General features: G+C 61.9%; 20 protein-coding genes. 11 read left to right on the plus strand and 9 right to left on the minus strand.

From position 1 onward, the window contains the following. Positions 1-13 precede the first annotated feature (13 nt). From HCN58_RS33385 to HCN58_RS33395, 3 genes are all read left to right on the plus strand, one after another. Entirely contained in the window at positions 14-475 is a 462-nt protein-coding gene (locus HCN58_RS33385; RefSeq protein ID WP_171583596.1) for a cupredoxin domain-containing protein, read from the plus strand. 139 nt (positions 476-614) lie between these two features. Beyond that, positions 615-881, plus strand: a complete 267-nt coding sequence (locus tag HCN58_RS33390) for a copper-binding protein (protein WP_235984118.1) — start codon at positions 615-617, stop codon at positions 879-881. Positions 882-1,007: 126 nt separating this feature from the next. Then, positions 1,008-2,078, plus strand: a complete 1,071-nt coding sequence (locus HCN58_RS33395) for an AI-2E family transporter (RefSeq protein WP_171583598.1) — start codon at positions 1,008-1,010, stop codon at positions 2,076-2,078. A gap of 130 nt (positions 2,079-2,208) precedes the next feature. On the opposite strand, the gene HCN58_RS33400 is transcribed toward HCN58_RS33395, so the two are convergent. Next, positions 2,209-3,051, minus strand: a complete 843-nt coding sequence (locus HCN58_RS33400) for a GNAT family N-acetyltransferase (protein WP_171583599.1) — start codon at positions 3,049-3,051, stop codon at positions 2,209-2,211. Positions 3,052-3,316: 265 nt separating this feature from the next. On the opposite strand from HCN58_RS33400, the gene HCN58_RS33405 reads away from it, so the two are divergent. Together HCN58_RS33405 and HCN58_RS33410 are read left to right on the plus strand one after the other, a co-directional pair. Next, positions 3,317-3,709, plus strand: coding sequence for a VOC family protein (locus tag HCN58_RS33405; protein WP_171583600.1), 393 nt, complete (start codon positions 3,317-3,319; stop codon positions 3,707-3,709). A gap of 274 nt (positions 3,710-3,983) precedes the next feature. Further along, positions 3,984-4,412: a hypothetical protein gene (locus HCN58_RS33410; RefSeq protein WP_171583601.1), complete on the plus strand. Its 429-nt coding sequence runs from the start codon at positions 3,984-3,986 to the stop codon at positions 4,410-4,412. Between the two features lie 719 nt (positions 4,413-5,131). On the opposite strand, the gene HCN58_RS33415 is transcribed toward HCN58_RS33410, so the two are convergent. Both HCN58_RS33415 and HCN58_RS33420 read right to left on the minus strand, forming a co-directional pair. Next, positions 5,132-5,419, minus strand: coding sequence for a hypothetical protein (locus HCN58_RS33415; RefSeq protein ID WP_171583602.1), 288 nt, complete (start codon positions 5,417-5,419; stop codon positions 5,132-5,134). A gap of 626 nt (positions 5,420-6,045) precedes the next feature. After that, the gene (locus HCN58_RS33420; protein ID WP_171583603.1) at positions 6,046-6,546 is read right to left on the minus strand and encodes a hypothetical protein; all 501 of its coding nucleotides are present in this window, start codon (positions 6,544-6,546) and stop codon (positions 6,046-6,048) included. Between the two features lie 1,084 nt (positions 6,547-7,630). Here HCN58_RS33420 and flhA point away from each other — a divergent pair. Further along, positions 7,631-9,766, plus strand: coding sequence for a flagellar biosynthesis protein FlhA (flhA, locus tag HCN58_RS33425; RefSeq protein WP_171583604.1), 2,136 nt, complete (start codon positions 7,631-7,633; stop codon positions 9,764-9,766). Between the two features lie 326 nt (positions 9,767-10,092). Then, on the plus strand, positions 10,093-10,299 hold the full coding sequence (locus HCN58_RS33430) for a hypothetical protein (RefSeq protein WP_171583605.1): 207 nt from the start codon (positions 10,093-10,095) through the stop codon (positions 10,297-10,299). 317 nt (positions 10,300-10,616) lie between these two features. Here HCN58_RS33430 and HCN58_RS33435 read toward each other — a convergent pair whose 3' ends face one another. From HCN58_RS33435 to fliI, 4 genes are all read right to left on the minus strand, one after another. Next, complete coding sequence (locus HCN58_RS33435; RefSeq protein WP_171583606.1) at positions 10,617-11,513, minus strand: anti-sigma factor; 897 nt, start codon at positions 11,511-11,513, stop codon at positions 10,617-10,619. A gap of 3 nt (positions 11,514-11,516) precedes the next feature. After that, a complete protein-coding gene (locus tag HCN58_RS33440; protein WP_171583607.1) occupies positions 11,517-12,074 on the minus strand; it encodes a sigma-70 family RNA polymerase sigma factor in 558 nt (185 codons plus the stop codon). Between the two features lie 178 nt (positions 12,075-12,252). Then, the gene (gene fliJ / locus HCN58_RS33445; RefSeq protein WP_057842912.1) at positions 12,253-12,669 is read right to left on the minus strand and encodes a flagellar export protein FliJ; all 417 of its coding nucleotides are present in this window, start codon (positions 12,667-12,669) and stop codon (positions 12,253-12,255) included. A gap of 109 nt (positions 12,670-12,778) precedes the next feature. Beyond that, positions 12,779-14,104 (minus strand): flagellar protein export ATPase FliI, encoded by a 1,326-nt coding sequence (gene fliI / locus HCN58_RS33450; protein ID WP_171583608.1) that lies wholly within the window; start codon positions 14,102-14,104, stop codon positions 12,779-12,781. Between the two features lie 366 nt (positions 14,105-14,470). On the opposite strand from fliI, the gene ctrA reads away from it, so the two are divergent. The 4 genes from ctrA (at position 14,471) to HCN58_RS33470 (ending at position 17,420) form a co-directional block, all read left to right on the plus strand. Then, a complete protein-coding gene (ctrA, locus tag HCN58_RS33455) occupies positions 14,471-15,172 on the plus strand; it encodes a response regulator transcription factor CtrA (RefSeq protein ID WP_016848562.1) in 702 nt (233 codons plus the stop codon). A gap of 294 nt (positions 15,173-15,466) precedes the next feature. Next, positions 15,467-15,871: a DUF350 domain-containing protein gene (locus tag HCN58_RS33460; protein ID WP_171583609.1), complete on the plus strand. Its 405-nt coding sequence runs from the start codon at positions 15,467-15,469 to the stop codon at positions 15,869-15,871. Between the two features lie 2 nt (positions 15,872-15,873). Continuing rightward, positions 15,874-16,257 (plus strand): hypothetical protein, encoded by a 384-nt coding sequence (locus tag HCN58_RS33465; protein WP_171583610.1) that lies wholly within the window; start codon positions 15,874-15,876, stop codon positions 16,255-16,257. 5 nt (positions 16,258-16,262) lie between these two features. After that, positions 16,263-17,420 carry a glutathionylspermidine synthase family protein gene (locus HCN58_RS33470; protein WP_171583611.1) on the plus strand — a complete coding sequence of 386 codons (1,158 nt, stop codon included), beginning with the start codon at positions 16,263-16,265 and terminating at the stop codon, positions 17,418-17,420. A gap of 37 nt (positions 17,421-17,457) precedes the next feature. Here the strand turns inward: HCN58_RS33470 and HCN58_RS33475 are convergent, their stop codons facing one another. Together HCN58_RS33475 and HCN58_RS33480 are read right to left on the minus strand one after the other, a co-directional pair. Then, positions 17,458-18,336, minus strand: coding sequence for a CheR family methyltransferase (locus HCN58_RS33475; protein ID WP_171583612.1), 879 nt, complete (start codon positions 18,334-18,336; stop codon positions 17,458-17,460). Further along, complete coding sequence (locus tag HCN58_RS33480) at positions 18,333-19,502, minus strand: protein-glutamate methylesterase/protein-glutamine glutaminase (RefSeq protein WP_171583613.1); 1,170 nt, start codon at positions 19,500-19,502, stop codon at positions 18,333-18,335. The genes HCN58_RS33475 and HCN58_RS33480 overlap by 4 nt, the downstream gene beginning before the upstream one ends. Between the last annotated feature and the right edge of the window lie 75 nt (positions 19,503-19,577).

Here is a 19,577-nt window from a genome sequence, read left to right on the forward strand (position 1 = left end):
AGAGAAAGACAAGATGAAGAGGATGATGATCGCAGGCGTCGGGCTGGCCGCCCTCGTCACGCTGCCATGGCCTGCGAATAGCCACGACAAGCACGCCCACGAAAGCTATTCGGCCGGCGAGCCCGGCAATCCCAAGAAACCTTCGCGCACGATCGAAGTTGAAATGAGCGAGATGGCGTACACGCCCTCGCGCATCGAGGTGAAGCGCGGCGAGCAGATCCGTTTCGTGATCCGCAATGTCGGCAAGGAGGACCACGAGTTCCTGCTCGCCACCACGGAGGAAAACCTCAAGCACGCGGAATCCATGAAGAAGAACCCGCATATGGAGCACGACGATCCCAATGGCGTGCGGCTTAAGCCGAAGAAATCAGCCGAGATCATCTGGAAGTTCAGCAAACCGGGAAGCTTCGAATATTCGTGCCTGATCCCCGACCATCGCGACTACGGGATGATCGGCAAGGTGACGGTGAAGTGAGACAAGGTCACAGGCGTGTCCCGGACGCGGTGCAGCCTAGGCGATGCGAAGCATCGTCCGGCAACGCTGCTCCGCAGAACCGGGATCGAGCGTTGAGGAGAACACCATGACGAAATTCACGCATGCGGTTGCAGCCGCGATGTTCGCGGCAATTCTGTCGCTTCCCGCCCACGCGCAGGGCGACGCCGTTCAGGGCGAAGTCAAGAAGATCGACGAGACCGCCGGCAAGATCACCCTCAAGCACGGCCCGATCAAGAACCTCGGCATGGACCAGGGCATGACCATGGTGTTCCGCGTCAACGACCCCGCGGTTCTCAAACAGGTCAAGGTCGGCGACAAGGTCGAGTTCGAAGCAGAGAACGGCTCTTCCGGATATACGGTGACGAAGATACAGAAGAGCCGGTAAACACCGGCCGGGCGTGGGCGTAGGATGGGTAGAGCGGTAGCGAAACCCATCAACTCCGTTCACAATGGCGATGGGTTTCGCTTTCGCTCTACCCATCCTACACAAAAGCAACCGAACGAGACGTCCGTGCGAAGGATTGACGAACAGACGTTCCTGCTCCTGCTGCTTGCCGTTACGCTCGCTTTCGGCTGGGTTCTGCAGCCGTTCTACGGCGCCGTACTGTGGGCGATCATCGTCGCCGTCATCTTCGCGCCGGTCAACCGCGCGCTGCTGGCATCGATGCCCGGCCGGAAAAACCTCGCGGCGCTGCTGACCGTTCTGCTCATCATCGCCATGGTGATCCTGCCGCTCGCGATCGTCGCGGCCTCGCTGGTCCGGGAAGCCACCAGCCTGTTCAGTAAAATCCAGTCGGGCGAATATGATCTTGCGGCCTACATCCAGCGCATCTTCGATGCGCTGCCGGCGTGGGCCGTCGGCTGGCTGGAGCGGTTGAACCTGACAAATCTTTCGGGGCTCCGCGACACCTTGTCGTCCGGCCTGATGAAGGGCGGCCAGATCCTGGCGCCGCAGGCGCTCAGCATCGGCATGAACACGTTCGAATTCGTCATCAGCCTCGGCATCATGCTGTACCTCCTGTTTTTCCTGATGCGCGACGGCCGGGCGCTGGCGGATGCGATCAAGCAGGCGGTGCCGCTGCGCGCCGATCAGAAGTCGGCGCTGTTCAGCCGGTTCGCCGATGTCGTTCGCGCCACCGTCAAGGGCGGGATCTTGGTGGCGCTGGCGCAAGGCGCCCTCGGCGGCATCGCCTTCTGGTTCCTCGGCGTTCACGCAGCCCTGCTGTGGGCCGTGCTGATGGCGTTCCTGTCGCTGGTGCCGGCGATCGGCGCCGGGCTCGTCTGGCTCCCCGTCGCGATCTACTTTCTCGCTACCGGCGCCATCTGGCAGGGCCTCGCCCTGATCGCTTATGGCGTGCTCGTCATTGGCCTCGTCGACAATGTGCTGCGGCCGTTCCTGGTCGGCAAGGACACCAAGCTGCCGGACTACGTCGTGCTGATCTCGACGCTCGGCGGCATCGAAGTCTTCGGCCTCAACGGTTTTGTCATCGGCCCGCTGATCGCGGCAATCTTCTTGGTGAGCTGGGAGATCTTTGTTGCGTCCAGGCGGATAGCGCGGGACGAGCGGGCGAGCGAGGCGTAGCGTCCGCGTGATGTTTCCACCTTCATTGCGAGCGAAGCGAAGCAACCATGCCGCCCCTTGCGGAGATATGGATTGCTTCGTCGCTTTGCTCCTCGCAATGACGGGGTCAGTGCGAACGCCCAATCCCATACTACCCTAACTCAAATGTCGTGACGCCGAACACCCGCTCCAGCCGCAGCGGCGGAATCGCGCCGGTATACATGCGCGCCGTCTCGAACACCGGCGCGAGCCCCAAATCTTCTGCAAGCGCGACCGCCTCGCGGTTGATCCCAGGCACGTCCAGAAAAATCTCGCCGCCGCCCGCTTTCGCAAGCAAGGCCGACAACACCGCTTCGGCAGTGGCGCGATCGTCGGCCACCAGCGGTCCGATCTTAAAACCCTTCCGGCACGGCCGGATCACACCCCACCCCGCAAGCCGGCCGTCGCGTACGACCGCGCACCCGGCATGTCCGGGCGCGGCGATCCAGGCGCGCAAGAAGGCCGGCCGCGGTGCCGGAAATACCGTCGCGTCATCCGCCTGCACATCGGCCAACGGGACCTCGCGCAGATCAATCACCCCGGCCTGCGGCGCACTCGATGCCGCGACCATGCCGCCATAGCGGACATTAGCGTAAGCAAGCTGAAAGCCAGACTTCCTGTAATTGTCCTGCTGCGCCACCACGCCATCGAGCCCGATCACGCGCGAGCCGGCATGCGCGATGGCCGCATTCCAGATCCGCAGTCCAAAACTTCTGCCGCGCAAATCCGCGCGCACGATGTAGAAGCCGAGAAAGGCAAAGCGCGCGTCGTAATTGACGCAGGAGACGGTCGCGACCGGCGCGCCATCGATCTCGCCGATGAAAAAGCCTTCCGAATCGACAGACGCAAAGCAGGCGTCGTCGGCAAGGCCCGGATTCCACCCCTCGGCCGCGGCCCAATTCACCGCCAGCGAGATTTCGTCCGGCCGCATCGTTCGGATGTTCAGGTCGTTCATGGCGGCGATCCTTCGGATGGGTTTTCAGCCGTCGTTGCCTGCGGCAAAACGCGAAGCGTTTGCGCCAGGAAGCGACGACTCGGGGCGAAAGCGTAAGTCCACGTGCTGCCCACCAGCCAAAGTCATTTGAATGCATTTCTGAAAATGGAACTCAACCGAAGTTGCACTGTTTCAGCGTTGCAGCCATTGGGCAAGAAAGTGGAACCTGCAGGCAAGTGGCGAGCAAACGATCGACGGAGCGGGACAATCTCAAGGGAGAAGTGACATGCCGATCCATTTCAACCATACGATCCTGTCGGCGCGCGACAGCAAGGCCTCGGCAAGGTTTCTGGCTGAGATGCTGAACCTTCCTGCGCCAAGGCATTGGGGACCATTTGAGGTCGTCATCACCGATAACGGGGCCAATCTCGATTACATGGACACTGACGGCGAGATCTCGCCGCAGCATTACGCCTTCCTGGTTGGCGAGGACGAATTCGACGAGATTCTCGGTCGGATTCGGGATCGCAAGCTCGCCTACTGGGCCGATCCCGGGCGCAAGCAGCCGGGCGAGATCAATCACCACGACGGCGGACGCGGCGTCTACTTCGAGGATATCAATGGTCACCTGCTCGAAATCATCACCCGCCCGTACGGCAGCGGCGGATGGAATCCGTGAGGACCGCGCGACGAAATCAATCATTTCGCAGGATGGGTGGAGCGCAGCGATACCCATCATCTACGTTCGATTCAATAAGTGTGATGGTTCGCTTCGCTCTACCCATCCTACGATGGGGCGCAGCGCAGTTCCTCGACTTGCGATGCGATGCGCACGTTGCACAGTCCAGAAATGGCACACTTCTTCGCGCAGAATGTCATTGCGCCCGGCGAATTGTTTAGCGAAAATTAATCATGCTGGCTGGCGCGGCTTTGCGTTGTAGGAGGGTTCACACATGTACCGATCATCGCTCACGCTGGCCTTTGTTGTCCTGTCCGCTGCGACCGCCGCGGCCAGCGACGTCTATGTGGCACCGGGTGGAATCTACGCGCCTTCCGCTGATGTCTATGTACGTCCGGGCCCGGCTCATCGGCCGTACGCGGAACCCGGTTACGGATATCGGCAGCCCTCTTATGGAACGCCGGGCTATCCATACCGTGCACCCGCATCGGTCTACGGCGAGTACGAACCGCCCTACGCCGCGCAGCCGGTCTATGTCGAACGCGCGCCCGCCTATCCCGAGCGTTACTACGCTCGGGAACGCTATTACGCGCAGGAACGCGACTATGCGGCGGAGTATGCGCCGAGGCCGCCTCTGCCCGTGCCCTACCGCGCGCGGGTGCGATGCGACGACGGCTATGGCAGGTGGAGCTACTGCGATTGAGCCGCGCAGCTCGTGCGGGTTCGTATTGCGATGACAGTGCGTAGGATGGGTGGAGCGATCTCCATCCAAGAAGGCCGATGGGTATCGCTTCCGCCTTCGCTCTAGGGAGCTACGGCGGACAAGTCGCTCCACCTATCCTACATGCCTACTGCGCTAACGCACGGCTAACATTTGTAATAGCCGCGCCCGAAGGCTACGCGCAGCATCCCCGCATCAGCTCGGTGTGGGTGTCGGGCTGTATCTGCTGCAGCAAGGGCCTCAGCTCCGTCAGGAGTTGGGGCCCTTCGGCTTTAAGGGGATGGCCGTGTCGCAGTTCTATTTGAGAGCGGCATTGCGAGTCGGTGGCGCAGCGTTGCGTTCGCTCGCGGCCATCGATCAGCCCGTAGAAGGAGTGGCCCGCGCGTGGCAGATGAACACAACGCATTGGGCGCATGCGCGCGCGTAGGCATTAGCGACGCGCTGCGCGGCCGCGCGTTTTTCCGCCTCGACCTCTTCCGCGAATGTGAGGCCCAGCTCGGGACCGTCGATCCAGGTCAGCAAATGGAGGCATCGATCCCATTCAGGAGCTTGCCGCTAAAGCGTTGACCGTTGCGGACATGACGAAGTCCTTTTGCCTCCGTCGCGGCAAACGGGTTCATCGCACTGCGATCCTAAGCGGTGCCGGTAAGGCCGTGGGGAGACTAGCCGGCCGGCGCGCGGTCGCGTGGCCTTCGCCTCCGTCAGCGGAGCCGGCGCTGTTCAAGCGCATCTCTCAGAATCGCAGTAACTTTACGGTCCAGGACGTCAAGACGGGCAGAGGCGGCGGTGCACTGACGTCGAACTTCCAGGAGTTCGTCCCCTATTAGCCGCTTAACTGTCGCTTCAACGATGATGGACAACACGTGGCAGACGAATGCGGCGGCCAAAACCCAGGTCACGATCGGTCGGAAGTCGGGAAACACATTCCAAACAAAAACACCGAGAACTGCGCCCGCAATCCAGGCACCGACCTTGAGAAATGTGCTCATGTCCGATGCTCCAAATCGAAGCGCGGTCAGAAAAGTGCGGTTGCAATTACCTAAATCACCTAAGTGCGTCGCGGAAAAAACACTTGGTTCCTTACCACGGTTCCGCGCGTAAAGCGGCGTTTATTGTTGGAACTTTTTCGGCCTCGGCTGACAAGAGTGATCATGGTAGCGCCTTGCACCGGAGGCCATTTCTGGATGCGCGTCGCCGACTACAAACGCCGGCGCTTTTGAAGGGTGGATTTTCAACGCATGTGGATAGATGCCGGCGAAGTGCTTCCTGTAACGTCCAGTCGATCGTCGGACATGCGCCAAGCTGCCACTCCGACGCAGACGGTGAGCGTCAGGGACACCACGAGCAGAAGCATAAAGGAAAACTGGCTCACTCCGTTGCCCCGCAAACCAGACTCAAATTTCGAGAAAGCGAGCACGGACTGCCGATTCGGAAAATGCAGTTCGGCTGACATAAGTGGAGTTTTCCCCACGCAGGATTTTTTTGCAGGTAGGATGGGTGGAGCGGCCCTGTCCGCTCTAGCTCGCTAGAGCGAAGGCGGAAGCGATACCATCCCGCCGCGCACGCGATTGATGGGTTTCGCTTTCCGCTCTACCCATCCTGCGCAGCTATTGCGCTAGAGGAAGATGTTCCATTTGGCAACGCGTGCCTCGCTCAGGCCGCCGGTGTTGAATTGCAAATCCACGATCCAATGCTCGTGTCCAACGAGAGCTGGGGACGTCATCTGACAATCCACTCTGTTCTTTCCGCCCTGAGTATCATTGGCGATGTCCTTCAACCCGCGTGCTTTCAGAAAGCGCTGGCGAAGCTGCCTATCTGCGATCGGCTCGACGATCGTCTTACATTCGAATCCTTCGTTGGGGATCGCGGCGATCGCCACCTCTCTGGCGGTCCCGAGCGGCACCAGATCCAACCAGGCTTTGCGGGCATCCTGCGAAGCGTTTGTGCTGCTCTTTTGAAGACTGCTCATTTGCCCCAGCAGAGGATGATCTCGATAAAACCGCTCAGCCTCGGCAGCCGCGTGCCAACTCCACAGCCAGAGCGCTCCGGCCAGCACGATCGGTACGGCCGCCACCGCCGAGCAAACGAGCAGCGCGATCCTGATGAAGTTGCGCATGGCGGTACCTGACAGGCACGACGACATGGAATGTCGTGCCCTGCGACCTTCGCATCCTGTGAGGTGATAAATTCAATTGCCCAAATTACCGCATACTCGGAAACGCATTTCGCCGGCCCACAACCCAAATCCTTTCACACGATTTCTTCAACGCAATCAACGTGATTTGCTGTCTAGTCCTCCCAGCAAAAATAAATCTATTTTCGATTGCCGCAAATCAGTTCTACAACCTCGCCCGTTCCGGCCCGCTAGAGGGGCGTATCGCGATCGTCACGGACGTTGGGCTCGGAATGCGGTGGACGCGCCAGTACCCGCTGCGCAAGGTCGATGGCAGGGCGAGCCCAAAGCTCGTGAGCGGTCGGCAGCGCGGCAGACGAGCGGTGCTGAAGCGTACGGCAAAACCGTGTGGTCCTGGCGCCCGTGGCTGGCGTCAAGTCGGCGGAGGTTTTGCGAGCCCAACCGGGCGCGCAAAGTCGTCAATTCGCCGGCGACGGAGGCAAAAGGAATTCGTCTCCGGGGAGAGCGCGGCATAAGCCGTAAAACCACTGCGCAGGGAATGCCGGAATGCTCTGGCTGTACCTGTATGCTCGTGTGCGCATCTTCGCAATCTCTTGCACACGAGACCGCGGGTGCTAGCCGGCACCCGGCATTCCCTGCGCCCTCTTCTTGATGGGGCGAAAGTTTTTGGCAAAACCCGGGTGGAATGCGCCGCGGGAAGGTGAAGGTCTGACTAAATTAGTTTGGGCTGTCATCGTCCGCGAAGCGGACGATCCAGTATTCCAGAGGCCGCAGTGCTTGAACCGATAGGCCGCGGCGTACGCCTGCGCGGGGTACGACCGCGCACGCGGATCGGGATTCCGGGTTCGATGCTGGCGCATCGCCCCGGAATGACCGGGCCGTTAACCCTTTGCTAACCATACACCGGGCAAAAATTGCCGGGTGAAGTCGAGTGTCGTCGGCCGCGTAAAACGGGAGGAACCCCGTGGACGCCAGTGCGGTGCCTCACTTTCGGAGCGGCGGCCCTTCGGCCGCCGCCAAGACGTTTGGCGCCCGCGGGCGTCAATCGCGGGGGGGAGCGGCTACCATGGTCGATGTCACGGCGGGTCAGGGCGGCGCAGGCCCAAGCAGCAAGTTTCCGCGCCTTAGCGAAATCGGCGATATCCTAAAACGCGGCGATCTCGCGCTGGCGTTCGGCGTTCTCACCATCCTGGTGGTGCTGATCCTGCCGCTGCCCGCGCTGGTGCTCGACCTGTTTCTGGCGATCTCGATCACGGTGTCGATCCTGATCCTGATGACCTCGCTGTTCATCCAGGCGCCGCTGGAATTTTCGGCGTTTCCGACCGTGCTCCTGATATCGACCATGCTGAGGCTGTCGCTGAACATGGCCTCCACGCGCCTGATCCTGTCGCGGGGGCATGAGGGCACGGCGGCGGCCGGCCACGTCATCGAGGCCTTCGGCAATTTCGTGATGAGCGGTAATTTTGTCATCGGAATTATCGTGTTCGCGATCCTGGTGATCGTGAACTTCGTCGTCATCACCAAGGGTTCGGGCCGCATCGCCGAAGTCGCCGCCCGCTTCCAGCTGGATTCGATGCCCGGCAAGCAGATGGCGATCGATGCCGATCTCTCCGCCGGCCTGATCGACGAGAAGGCCGCCAAGGAGCGGCGCAAGGCGCTGGAAGACGAAAGCGGCTTCTTCGGTGCGATGGACGGCGCCTCGAAATTCGTCCGCGGCGATGCGATTGCGGGCTTGCTGATCGTCTTCATCAACATCGTCGGCGGCATCATCATCGGCGTGGCGCAGCAAGGCATGAGCTTTGGCGACGCCGCCCGCACCTATACCGTGCTCACCGTCGGCGACGGTCTGGTCACACAGGTGCCGGCGCTGATCGTCTCCACCGCGGCGGGCTTGCTCGTCTCGAAGGCCGGCATCACGGGCGCCGCCGACAAGGCGCTGATGAAGCAGCTTTCAGGATATCCGCAGGCGCTCGGCATGTCGGCCGGCGTGATGCTGGTGCTGGCGCTGTTGCCGGGCATCCCGATGCTGCCGTTCCTGGCGCTCGGCGGCGGTGCCGCGGCGCTGGCCTGGAAAGCGCGAAACCACAACCGCGTCACCAAGGCGGCGGAAGCAGCCGCAGCCGCCGCGCCCGAACTCGCAGCCGCTGCCGCCAACGCCGCGGCCGAAGAGCCGATCGCCAACGCGCTCAAGATCGACGACCTCAAGATCGAGCTCGGCTACGCGCTGTTGCCGCTGGTCAACGGCCCTGACGGCACCGACCGCCTGACCGAGCAGATCAAGGCGTTGCGCCGTTCGCTCGCCATCGAAATGGGCTTTGTGATGCCCGCCGTGCGCATCCTCGATAACGTCCAACTCGAGGCCAACACCTACGTCATTAAGATCAAGGAAGTCGACGCCGGCAGCGGCAAGATCTGGCCGAACCAGTTCATGGTCATGGATCCCGCCGGCAACCAGGTCGGGGTGCCCGGCATCCACACCGTCGAGCCGACGTTTGGTCTGCCGGCGACCTGGGTCGACGCCGCGCTGAAGGAAGAGGCCTCGCTGAAGGGCTACACCGTGGTCGATGCCGCGACCGTGCTGTCGACGCACCTTACCGAGCTGCTCAAGAACAACATGAGTGACCTGCTGTCCTATGGCGAGGTGCAGAAGCTTTTAAAAGACCTGCCGAAGGAGCAGGGCGAGCTGGTCAAGGACATCGTGCCGAGCCAGGTCACGGTGTCGGGCATCCAGCGCGTGCTGCAGCTCCTTCTTGCCGAGCGCATCTCGATCCGCGACCTCTCCACCATCCTCGAAGGCATCGCCGACGCGCTCGCCTTCTCGCGCAACCCCGCCACCATGGTCGAGCACGTCCGCGCTCGCCTGGCGCGCCAGATCTGCGCCCAGAACACTTCCTTCAACGGCTATTTGCCGCTGATCGCGCTGTCTGCGCGGTGGGAGCAGGCGTTTGCGGAATCGATCGTTGGTCAGGGCGAAGAGCGCAGCCTCGCCATGCAGCCCTCAAAGCTATCGGAGTTCATGACCAGCGTTCGCAATGCCTTCGAGCAGGCCGCGCGCGAGGGTGAAGCGCCGGTACTGGTCACGTCGGCGGCGATCCGGCCGTTCGTGCGCTCGCTGGTCGAGCGCTTCCGCTCGCAGACGACCGTGCTCTCGCAGGCCGAAATCCATCCGCGCGCACGGTTGAAGACGGTGGGCAGCGTCTAGGCGGGCCGAAAACAGGGGCAAATCAGCAGTTTAATGCCGAAGCATTTTCGCCACAGGCAAATGGTTTGTCGAAAGCGGCTGAATCGGCACCATTTTGACATCAGCGGCGCTGGCATCCCAGCAAGCAATTGTAAAACCTGAAAATTTGTTCATTTCTGGCGATCGCCGCGGACGTTCCGATCGCGGCCGTTCAAGTCTTTTCACTGCCTTGTGATTGCCTCTTTGGAACCAGATCCCGGATTCCTACGTTTCCTCACGCGAGACGTTGAACCAGCCTGCGGACGCATCCGACAAATCCGCAAGCGGGAAGGCGGCAGGAGACTTCCATGAACCACTCGATCTACAGCGCAGATCGCACGACCCATCTCAAGATCGTGGTTGTGGCACTCGTGGCAGGTATCGTGGTCGCCGGGTTCAGCATCTCCGCGCGCGACACTTCGGATGAAGGTCTCACCCAGACCGCGAGCACGCGCGTGATGAAGGCCGGCAAGCCGGTCGTGATCACCAGCTCAGGCAACTCAGTCGTACGCTAAAGGAGAATTCACGGAATTCACGCGGCTCTTTACAGCCCCCCAAAGTCGCCACGTGGATAATTAAGACCCCAACTACCCCCAAGTTGACTGCGAAAACGCCCGCTCCCCACGGGCGTTTTCTTTTTATGACACACCCACACACCTCATCCCTGAGGAGCAGGCGAAGCCTGCGTCTCGAAGGAGGCCACGAGCGATATTGAGCTGGGACCGGCGGGGCCCACATGGTTCGAGACGGCGCGGAGCCTGTCATCGGGCCGCGCTGCGCGCGGACCCGTTGGCGCCTCCTCACCATGAGGGGAAGCTTCAGTGCAAGAGCGCTAGCGAGCCGCCGGCACTGTCTCGATCAGCTTGCCGGTAAAGATCGGCGCCGAGGTCGGCTTGCCGCTCGGCGAGCCGCCGGCTTGTTCGACGGTGACCGCATAGAGCGCAGTGTTGATTGTGCTGGCATCGTAATCGGCGAGCACCGGGCGCGCGGTGAAATCGCTGCCGCCGATCACGCCGAGCGAGCGCGGCTGCGGCAGGCGGTCGGAGATCAGCCAGAGCTCAAAACTCTTGCCTGGCTCGGCGTCGGCCCCAACCTTGCGGACGGTGAAGTTTTTCGTCGCGGCATCGACCGTCAGGATGAAGGCCGGCGCGCCGCCGTCGCGCTGCAGCAGCGCGACATATTGCGCCGATGATGCAGGCTGTGACGCCGGCGTCTTCACCTCAACCGTCTGGATGCGCGGCTTCGGCCGCAGCGCCTCGGGTAATAGCTCCGGCCGATAGACCTGCACCGCCAGCATCGCGACCAGCGCTGCGGCAATCGCGGTGGCGAAGGAAGCCACATTGCGCCAGCGCTTCGCACGGCTGGACAACTGGATGACGTTCGAATTGTCCGCGGTGACCGGCGGTGCCTCGGCCACCGCGGGAGCAACCACCGCCTCGGCGGCCGGAGGCTCAGGGGACGGTGCAGGTTGCGTGGGCAGCGCCAGCGGCGCCTGCGTTTCCGTGGAATGCCCGATCGCGGCCTTGATGTTCTCCCACACCACCGGGCGCGGCTCGACTGAGCCGACCATCTGGTTCAGCACGCCAAGCCGATATTCCCAGGCATGAACAAGTGCGCTGTATTCGGTATCGACGGCCATCATGGTCTCGACCTGCGCGCGCTCGTCGGCATCGAGGGTGCCGAGCGCATATTCCGCGGCGAGCGCGATATGGTCTTCGCTATAGGCCATCGTTCAAGATCCGGACCCTAGTCCGAGACACTCCCTTATTTCCATCATGCTGCGGCGCAGCCACGTCTTCACCGTATTCACCGGCGTCTCGAACTTGGCGGCGAGCTGTTCGCGGCTCCAGCCGTTGTAATAGGCGAGCAGCACGAGCTTCTGCCGATCGGGCTCCAGACGGCCGACGCATTCCAGCAACCGCTTCAACTCTTCGGTCATCTCGCGCCGCGCCAGCGGATCGGGTGAATCGGCCGCCACTTCCATCGCGGCGGGCTCCTCCTCGATCGAGCTTTCGCTCCGCTTGCGCACCACGTCGATCGCCCGGTTGCGCGCGATCGAGGCCATCCATGTGATCGGCGAAGACAAGGCCGGATTGAACTGTCCGGCGCTGTTCCAGATCTTGACGTAAGTCTCCTGAATGACCTCCTCTGCAAGGTCCTGACGCCGCAAGATACGGAGCACGACGCCGAAGAGTTTCGCCCGCGTGGCGGCGTAAAGGCGCTCAAAAGCGGCCTCATCCGCCTTCGCCACCGCGGCAATCAGCCAGACCAGCTCCGCTGGCGTCAGCATTCAGCGTCCCCCAAATCCCGCTCCTCCCCCGCGTCCTACGCCGGAGCCGACAAGCAAGTTTCGTAGCATACCTCGCGCCACAGGGGTCACCAAGTCGCCGATTCCGGAAGATTGGCCAAGAAAAAACCCGGGCGGTGCGGCCCGGGTTTTGATCTTTAACCGATGGGTGTGAGAAGCGTCAGGCAACGCCAAGCCTGGCACGCATCAAGCCGATACTATCCATGTCGGCCTGTTCGCGAGCGCTCTCCTCGGCGCGCTCGCGCGCCTGGTCGCGCTCGTCGAGCAGTTCGACCTTTTTCAATTCTTCGAAGGCTTCGCTCAACAGGCTCTTGGCATCCTCGAGTTGGATGCGCAGTTCATCGGCGGAGCGGGTCAGGTTTTCCCGGCGCTGGATCGCGGCCTTGGCGTAGGTCGGATAGGCAAAATGGGAGGGGTCGTTGATCCCGGCCCGCTCCTGTTCAGTCTGGATTTCGCGCTCGAGATCGACCGACATGCGCTGGAAGTCGGCGATCATGCCTTCGATCTGGGTAACCCTTCGGCGCTTCTCGTCGACCTGAAATTTCTTCAGGCGGATCAGCGTTTCTCGTGACTTCATCGACTCATACTCCCCAGAAGTCCCAATCTGAACGCGGGACGGAGCCGGCTCCCTCGGAGGGCCCCACCGGCGTCGTTAATCATGTGCCGGGGATGATGGCCTGACAAAGTTAGCGTTCCGTTTCCAAATTGCCGAGGATATGCGCCAATTGGCGGTAGCCGTCATCGAGGCTCGATTTTTCGTCCTTGGCTTGGCGCAGGAAGGCTTCAAGTGGCTCGTGCAACCGGATCGCCTCGTCGACCTCGGGGCTGGAACCCGCCCGGTAGGCGCCGAGCCGGATCAGTTCTTCCATGTCGGCATAGGTCGCCATCACCTGCCGGCCTCGCATGATTACGGAAAGATAGTCGGGATTGGCCGATCTCGGCATGGTGCGCGAGACCGACTTAAGAATATTGATCGCGGGAAATCGTCCACGCTCCGCAATCGAGCGTTGCATCACGACGTGGCCGTCCAGAATGCCGCGCACCGCATCCGCGATCGGCTCGTTGTGGTCGTCACCGTCGACCAGCACCGTGAAAATGCCGGTGATGGTGCCAGCGCCGGTGCCCGGCCCTGCCCGCTCCAGGAGTTTCGGCAATTCGGTGAACACGGTCGGCGTATAGCCCTTGGCCGTCGGCGGCTCGCCGGCCGACAACCCGATCTCGCGTTGCGCCATCGCAAAGCGCGTGACCGAGTCCATCAGACACAGAACGTCCTTGTCCTCGTCGCGGAAATACTCCGCAATCGCCAGCGTCAGATAGGCCGCCTGCCGCCGCATCAAAGCGGGTTCATCCGATGTCGCCACCACCACGACCGAGCGCGCAAGACCCTCGTCGCCGAGATCCTCCTGCAGAAATTCCTGCACCTCGCGGCCACGTTCGCCGATCAGGCCGATAACAGTAATATCGGCATCGACATTGCGCGCCAGCATCGACAGCAGCACCGATTTGCCGACACCGGAACCGGCGAAGATGCCGAGCCGCTGCCCGCGGCAGCAGGTCAGGAACGTGTTGAGCGCACGGACGCCTAGATCGAGCGGGAGGCCTACGCGCTTGCGCGAATGTGCCGGCGGCGGCGAATTGCGGTAGGGCATCGGCGACGGCCCCTGCACCAGCGGCCCCTTGCCGTCGATCGGTTCCCCCATGGCGTTGATGACGCGGCCGAGCCAGGCCGCTGACGGCCGCACCTGGCTGGCCGCGGTGGCGATGACCGCGCGGCAACCGCGCCTCACACCGTCCAGGCCGCCGAACGGCATCACGACGGCGTTGCTGCCGGAGAAGCCGATGACTTCGGCAGGGATGAAGCGATTCCCGCCGGTCTCGATCACGATGCGGGCGCCAACCGACATGGCGTGAATGGGGCCGGCGATCTCGACCATCAGGCCGCGCACGCCCACGACACGGCCATATATATTGACGCCGTCGATATCGCCGATCTGTTCTGCGAGCGCCTTCATTGCGAAAACCTTAAGTTTCCGCGCTTTAGCTGGCGACGCTTAACCTCGTGTTTACCCGCATCGTTAATCATTACGTCACTGTCTTTGGTGACTGAGAGCGCTCGCCCGTCAGAAGAGGGCGAATCGCGGGAGTCGGTTAGGCCCGTCTCTTAATCTGGAGCATGAGTAGGCACGGTAAGGAAAAGCTGCTTTCACGCAACATCTTAGGGCGATTCGATAAAAATTGCACTTAAAGACCTTGCGAACCGGAATCAGTTTTTGTTAACCATATGTCTGTCAGGATCCGAATCAGTTGTTCAAAGGCGTTTTGAGTGCCGCAAGTGCGGCCGACCTGACGCCCGGAGCGGCGGACTAAAGGGGACTGGCATGCGCGTTTTGCTGATTGAAGATGACAGCGCTGTCGCGCAGTCGATCGAGTTGATGCTTAAATCCGAGAGTTTCAACGTCTACACGACGGACCTCGGAGAAGAAGGCGTCGATCTCGGTAAGCTTTACGATTACGACATTATCCTTCTCGACCTTAATCTGCCCGACATGTCCGGCTACGACGTGCTGAAGCAGCTCCGGGTGTCGAAGATCAAGACCCCCATTCTGATCCTTTCCGGCCTCGCCGGCATCGAGGACAAGGTCAAGGGTCTCGGCGTCGGCGCCGACGACTATATGACCAAGCCCTTCCACAAGGACGAACTGGTTGCCCGCATCCACGCGATCGTGCGCCGTTCCAAGGGTCATGCCCAGTCGGTCATCCAGACCGGCGATCTCGTGGTCAATCTCGATACCAAGACAGTCGAGGTCGGCGGTCAACGCGTCCACCTGACCGGCAAGGAATACCAGATGCTGGAGCTGCTCTCGCTCCGCAAGGGAACCACGCTGACCAAGGAAATGTTCCTCAACCACCTCTATGGCGGCATGGACGAGCCCGAGCTGAAGATCATCGATGTCTTCATCTGCAAGCTGCGCAAGAAGCTGGCGAACGCCTCCGAAGGCCGCAACTTTATCGAAACCGTGTGGGGCCGCGGCTATGTGCTGCGCGAGCCGCACGAGGCGGACGAGCGCATCCCCGCCTGATCAGGGTTTACAGGGAGCCAAAAGGCTCACTCCTCCCGACTGGACCCCGCCCGAAATGGCGGGGTTTTTGTTTGTAGCGTTTTCGAGCGAAGCATGCCGTCGGACGTGATCCATGGGTGGACGCCGGTTCGCGTCAAGAAAACGCGTCAAAACAAAAATCTAGAGCCCGGTTCTGATTCAATCAGAAGCGGGTTCTAGGCAGAGATTTTGTTGGGATTGAACCCGCCATTCGGATGCGCCGACTGACAGATCGTGCGAACCTTCCGGAACGTACGAGTCGGGGGCGAATTCAAAATGATCCTGCAATCCCTCGCCGGGCTGCCGGCGTTCCTGGTCTACTTCTGCACGGCGATCGTTGCCGTGGTCGCGTACCTCTTTGTCTACACCCGCGTCACGGCGCACAACGAGTTCGATCTGATCCGCGCCAATGAGCCGGCAGCCGCGATCGCGCTGGGATTGAGCCTACTCGGCTTCGTGCTGCCGCTGGTCAGCGCCATCGCCCATTCTGCCAATGTCTGGGACTGCCTAATCTGGGCCGCGATCGCGCTGATCGTACAGATCATCGTCTATTTCCTGGTCAGGGTTCCGGTGCCGAAGCTGTCGACGCGGATTGCGGCCGGCGAACTCGCCGCCGCGATCTGGCTCGGACTGTCCTCGCTCGCCGCCGGGGCGCTCAACGCTGCCTCGATGATTTACTGACCATGGCCAACAAACCGGACAACGAATTCGGCAAGCGCAAACCGGTCTCGGTGCCGGCACCGCCGCGTCCCGGTCCGCCGGCGAAGCGCTCCAGTCACGTTGCGCTGCTGCTGATGGGCACGTTTGCGGTCGGCAGCGCCGCCTACACGCTGATGCCTAGCCAGAATTGCGAGCAATCGCCGAATGTTTCCGCCTCGTCTATCCAGCAGAGCAACACCAATTGCTCGTCGCGCTCGTCATCATCCAGCCATGGCGGTTCCAGTGGCGGATCGTCCTCGCGCAGCAGCTATTACGGCAGCGATTACTCCTCGAATTCCAGCTCACACAACGTGCAGCGCGGCGGCTTCGGCTCGTTTGGGCATGCCGTTGGTTTTTCCGGCGGTTGAGCTTCATGCAGCGGATCGCCTGTTCCGAACGCGATGATTGGCGCTTAACGGCCGAGCGTACAGGCTTCGTCTTTCACACCGTCAATGGCGAACGCTATTGGGACGAACGGGCGTATTATGGATTTACGCTGGACGAGATCGAGCGCCGGATCGAGGGTCCCACCGCTGAACTCCACGCGATGTGCCTCGAACTGGTCGGCCGCACGGTCAAGGATGAAAAATATCTGCGCCGGCTGAAGATACCGGAGGCCTTCTGGCCGTTGCTCGCCGAGAGCTGGCGCCGCGGTGATCCAAGCCTCTATGGCCGGTTCGACCTCAGCTTCGACGGCCGCGGTCCTGCGAAATTGCTCGAGTACAACGCGGATACGCCGACCTCGATTTTTGAGGCGGCCGTGTTCCAGTGGACCTGGCTCGAAGAGGCGGTGGAGCGGAATATCATCCCGAAGCGTGCCGATCAGTTCAACTCAATCCATGAACGCCTGATAAACGCCTGGAAGAAACACGGCAGCGCGAAGCATCTGCACTTCGCCGGCATGACAGCGAATGCCGAGGACGCCGGCACGCTCGCCTACCTGCAGGACACCGCGACCCAGGCCGGCTTGAAGACTACCCTGCTCGATGTCGAAGGCATCGGGTTGCGTGACGATGGCAACTTCATCGACCTGGACGACAATCCGATCGAACTCGCCTTCAAGCTCTATCCCTGGGAATGGATGTTTCGCGATACGTTCGGCGCGAAGCTGTTGAGCGCACCGACGCGCTGGATCGAGCCGCCCTGGAAGGCGATCCTGTCCAATAAGGGCATTCTACCCTTGCTGTGGGAGATGCATCCCTACCATCCGAATCTACTGCCGGCGTATTTCGACGACGATCCGAACGCGGCCATGCTCGGTACGTCGTTCGTGCGCAAGCCGCTCTATTCGCGCGAAGGCGCCAACGTCGCGCTCGTCAGCGCTGGCACCACGCTGATGGAGCAGCAAGGCCCCTATGGCGCGGAAGGATTCATTCGGCAGGCCTTCGCGTCCCTGCCGAGCTTCGCCGACCAATACCCGGTGCTCGGAAGCTGGCTGATCGATCACACGCCGTGCGGCCTGTCGATCCGCGAGGACGAGAACCCGATAACCGGCAACACGTCGCGTTTCCTGCCGCACGCGATTTTATAGTGCGGCAGCATGCCGAGGCAGGGGCCGACGAACAAGATTACCGCGCCGCGGCAACCGCCCGCAGGGTTTGCGGCACCAGGGTCGACGCCCCCACCCGTATCACCGGCGCGATGTTCGGACGATAAAGTCCGCGCCGCTCCGGATAGGGCTTGAAGGTGCTGGTGATGCCGACCACGGATTCGGCAGCGCCCAGCGCCAGCACGCCATCGGGCTCCAGCATTCGGGAGAGCCGCTCGAAGATGCTGGCCTTGGTGTTCTGATCGAAATAGATCAGCACGTTGCGGCAGAAGATGACGTCGAACACGCCGAGGTGGGAGAAGTCCTGCAGCAGGTTGAGCTGACGATGCTGCACCATGCTGCGGATCTCGGCGTTGATCTGCCAGAGCTCAGCGTTCTGGGTGAAATACTTCACCAGCAACTGGATCGGCAATCCGCGCTGCACCTCGAACTGGCTGAAGATCCCGGCCTTCGACTTTTCGAGCACCGCCTGCGACAGGTCGGTCGCGACGATCTCGGTGCGCCAGCCGGACAGCAGGGATCCCGCCTCCTTCAGGCACATCGCGATCGAATACGGTTCCTGTCCGGTGGAGGAAGCCGCGCACCAGATGCGTAAAGCGCGGCGTGCCGCGCGCGCCTGTACCAGCGCCGGAATGACCGTTTCCCGCAGATGATCAAAGGGAATCTTGTCGCGGAAGAAAAACGTTTCGTTGGTGGTCATCGCCTCGACCACCTCCGCCGTCAGCGTCTCGGCTCCGCTCTTCATCTTTGCGACGAGCTCGGAGATGCCCGGCAGGCTGGACTTGCGCGCCAGCGGCAACAGCCGGCTTTCGACCAGATATTGCTTGTCGGCCGAAAGATCGAGCCCGGAGCGCTCTTTCAGAAGCTTACGCAGATACTCATAATCTGAAGGCGTCACGAACGATCTCCCGAAAACAACCGAACCAGTTTTGGCGCGATCTGATTGAGCGGCAGAACCGCCGCGCAAATACCTGCGTTGGCGGCCGCGCCTGGCATGCCCCACACCACGCTGGTCGCTTCGTCCTGGGCAATCACGCTGCCGCCGGCGGCGACGATATCTTTGCCGCCGCGCATGCCGTCGGAGCCCATGCCGGTCAGAATCACCGACATGATGCCGCCCTGCCAGACGTCGATGGCGGAGTTGAACAGCGGGTCTACCGCAGGTTTGCAGAAATTCACCGGCGGCCCGTCATCGAGCGCGATCACGGACTCGGCGCCATGACGCACGACGCGCATGTGGCGGCCGCCCGGCGCGAGATAGATCCGGCCAGGCTTGACGACTTCGCCGTCAACGGCCTCATGCGCCGGCCGGCGGCTCGCACGTGCCAGATGCTCGGCGAGAATCGTGGTGAAGGTTGGCGGCATGTGCTGGGTGATCAGCACAGGAAAGCGATCGATCACCGGGCCGATGTCGGCGACCAGCGCCATCAGCGCCTGCGGGCCGCCGGTCGACGAGCCGATCAGAAGCACTCGCGGCGCCAGCATGCTGAAGGGCCGGCGCGCCGGTGGCAGTTGCGCAACCGGTGCCGCAACCGGATGAACGGATACTTCACGCACCCGCTCGGAGGTTGGTGCCAGAGCCGGGCTCGCGAGATGCGACGCACGGCGGCGGGCCCTGGCGCCGAGATGGCGAATCTTCTGGATCAGATCGTGGTGGAAGGTCTCGGCAGCGGTCGCTTCGCGCGTGCTCTCAGGCTTTGGAATATAGTCCGCGGCGCCGAGCGAGAGCGCCTTGAAGCTGATCTCGGCATTGCGGCGGGTCAGCGTCGACGCCATGATGATGACGAGGTCGCGCTTTTTCGCAAGCAACTGCGGCAGCGCCGAAATGCCATCGAGCTCCGGCATTTCGATATCGAGCACGGCAACATCGGGCTTGACGCGCTCGATCTGGTTGACCGCGTCGAGGCCGGTACGCAGGGAGGCGGAGACCTCCATGTCCGGCTCGGCGCCGATCCAGCGCGAAATCATCCCGCGGATCACGACGGAGTCGTCGACCACCATCACGCGCAGCTTGTCTTGCCTTGTCGAGATTGGCGGCGGAGACTTCGTTAACGCAACACTCATTACTTCACCCGACCCAACTCAAACGGCACACTTACAAAAACAACGCCGAAGGCCGTTGAGCCGCCGGGATCACCA

This window comes from Bradyrhizobium australiense (assembly GCF_013114825.1).
Taxonomy (GTDB): domain Bacteria; phylum Pseudomonadota; class Alphaproteobacteria; order Rhizobiales; family Xanthobacteraceae; genus Bradyrhizobium; species Bradyrhizobium australiense.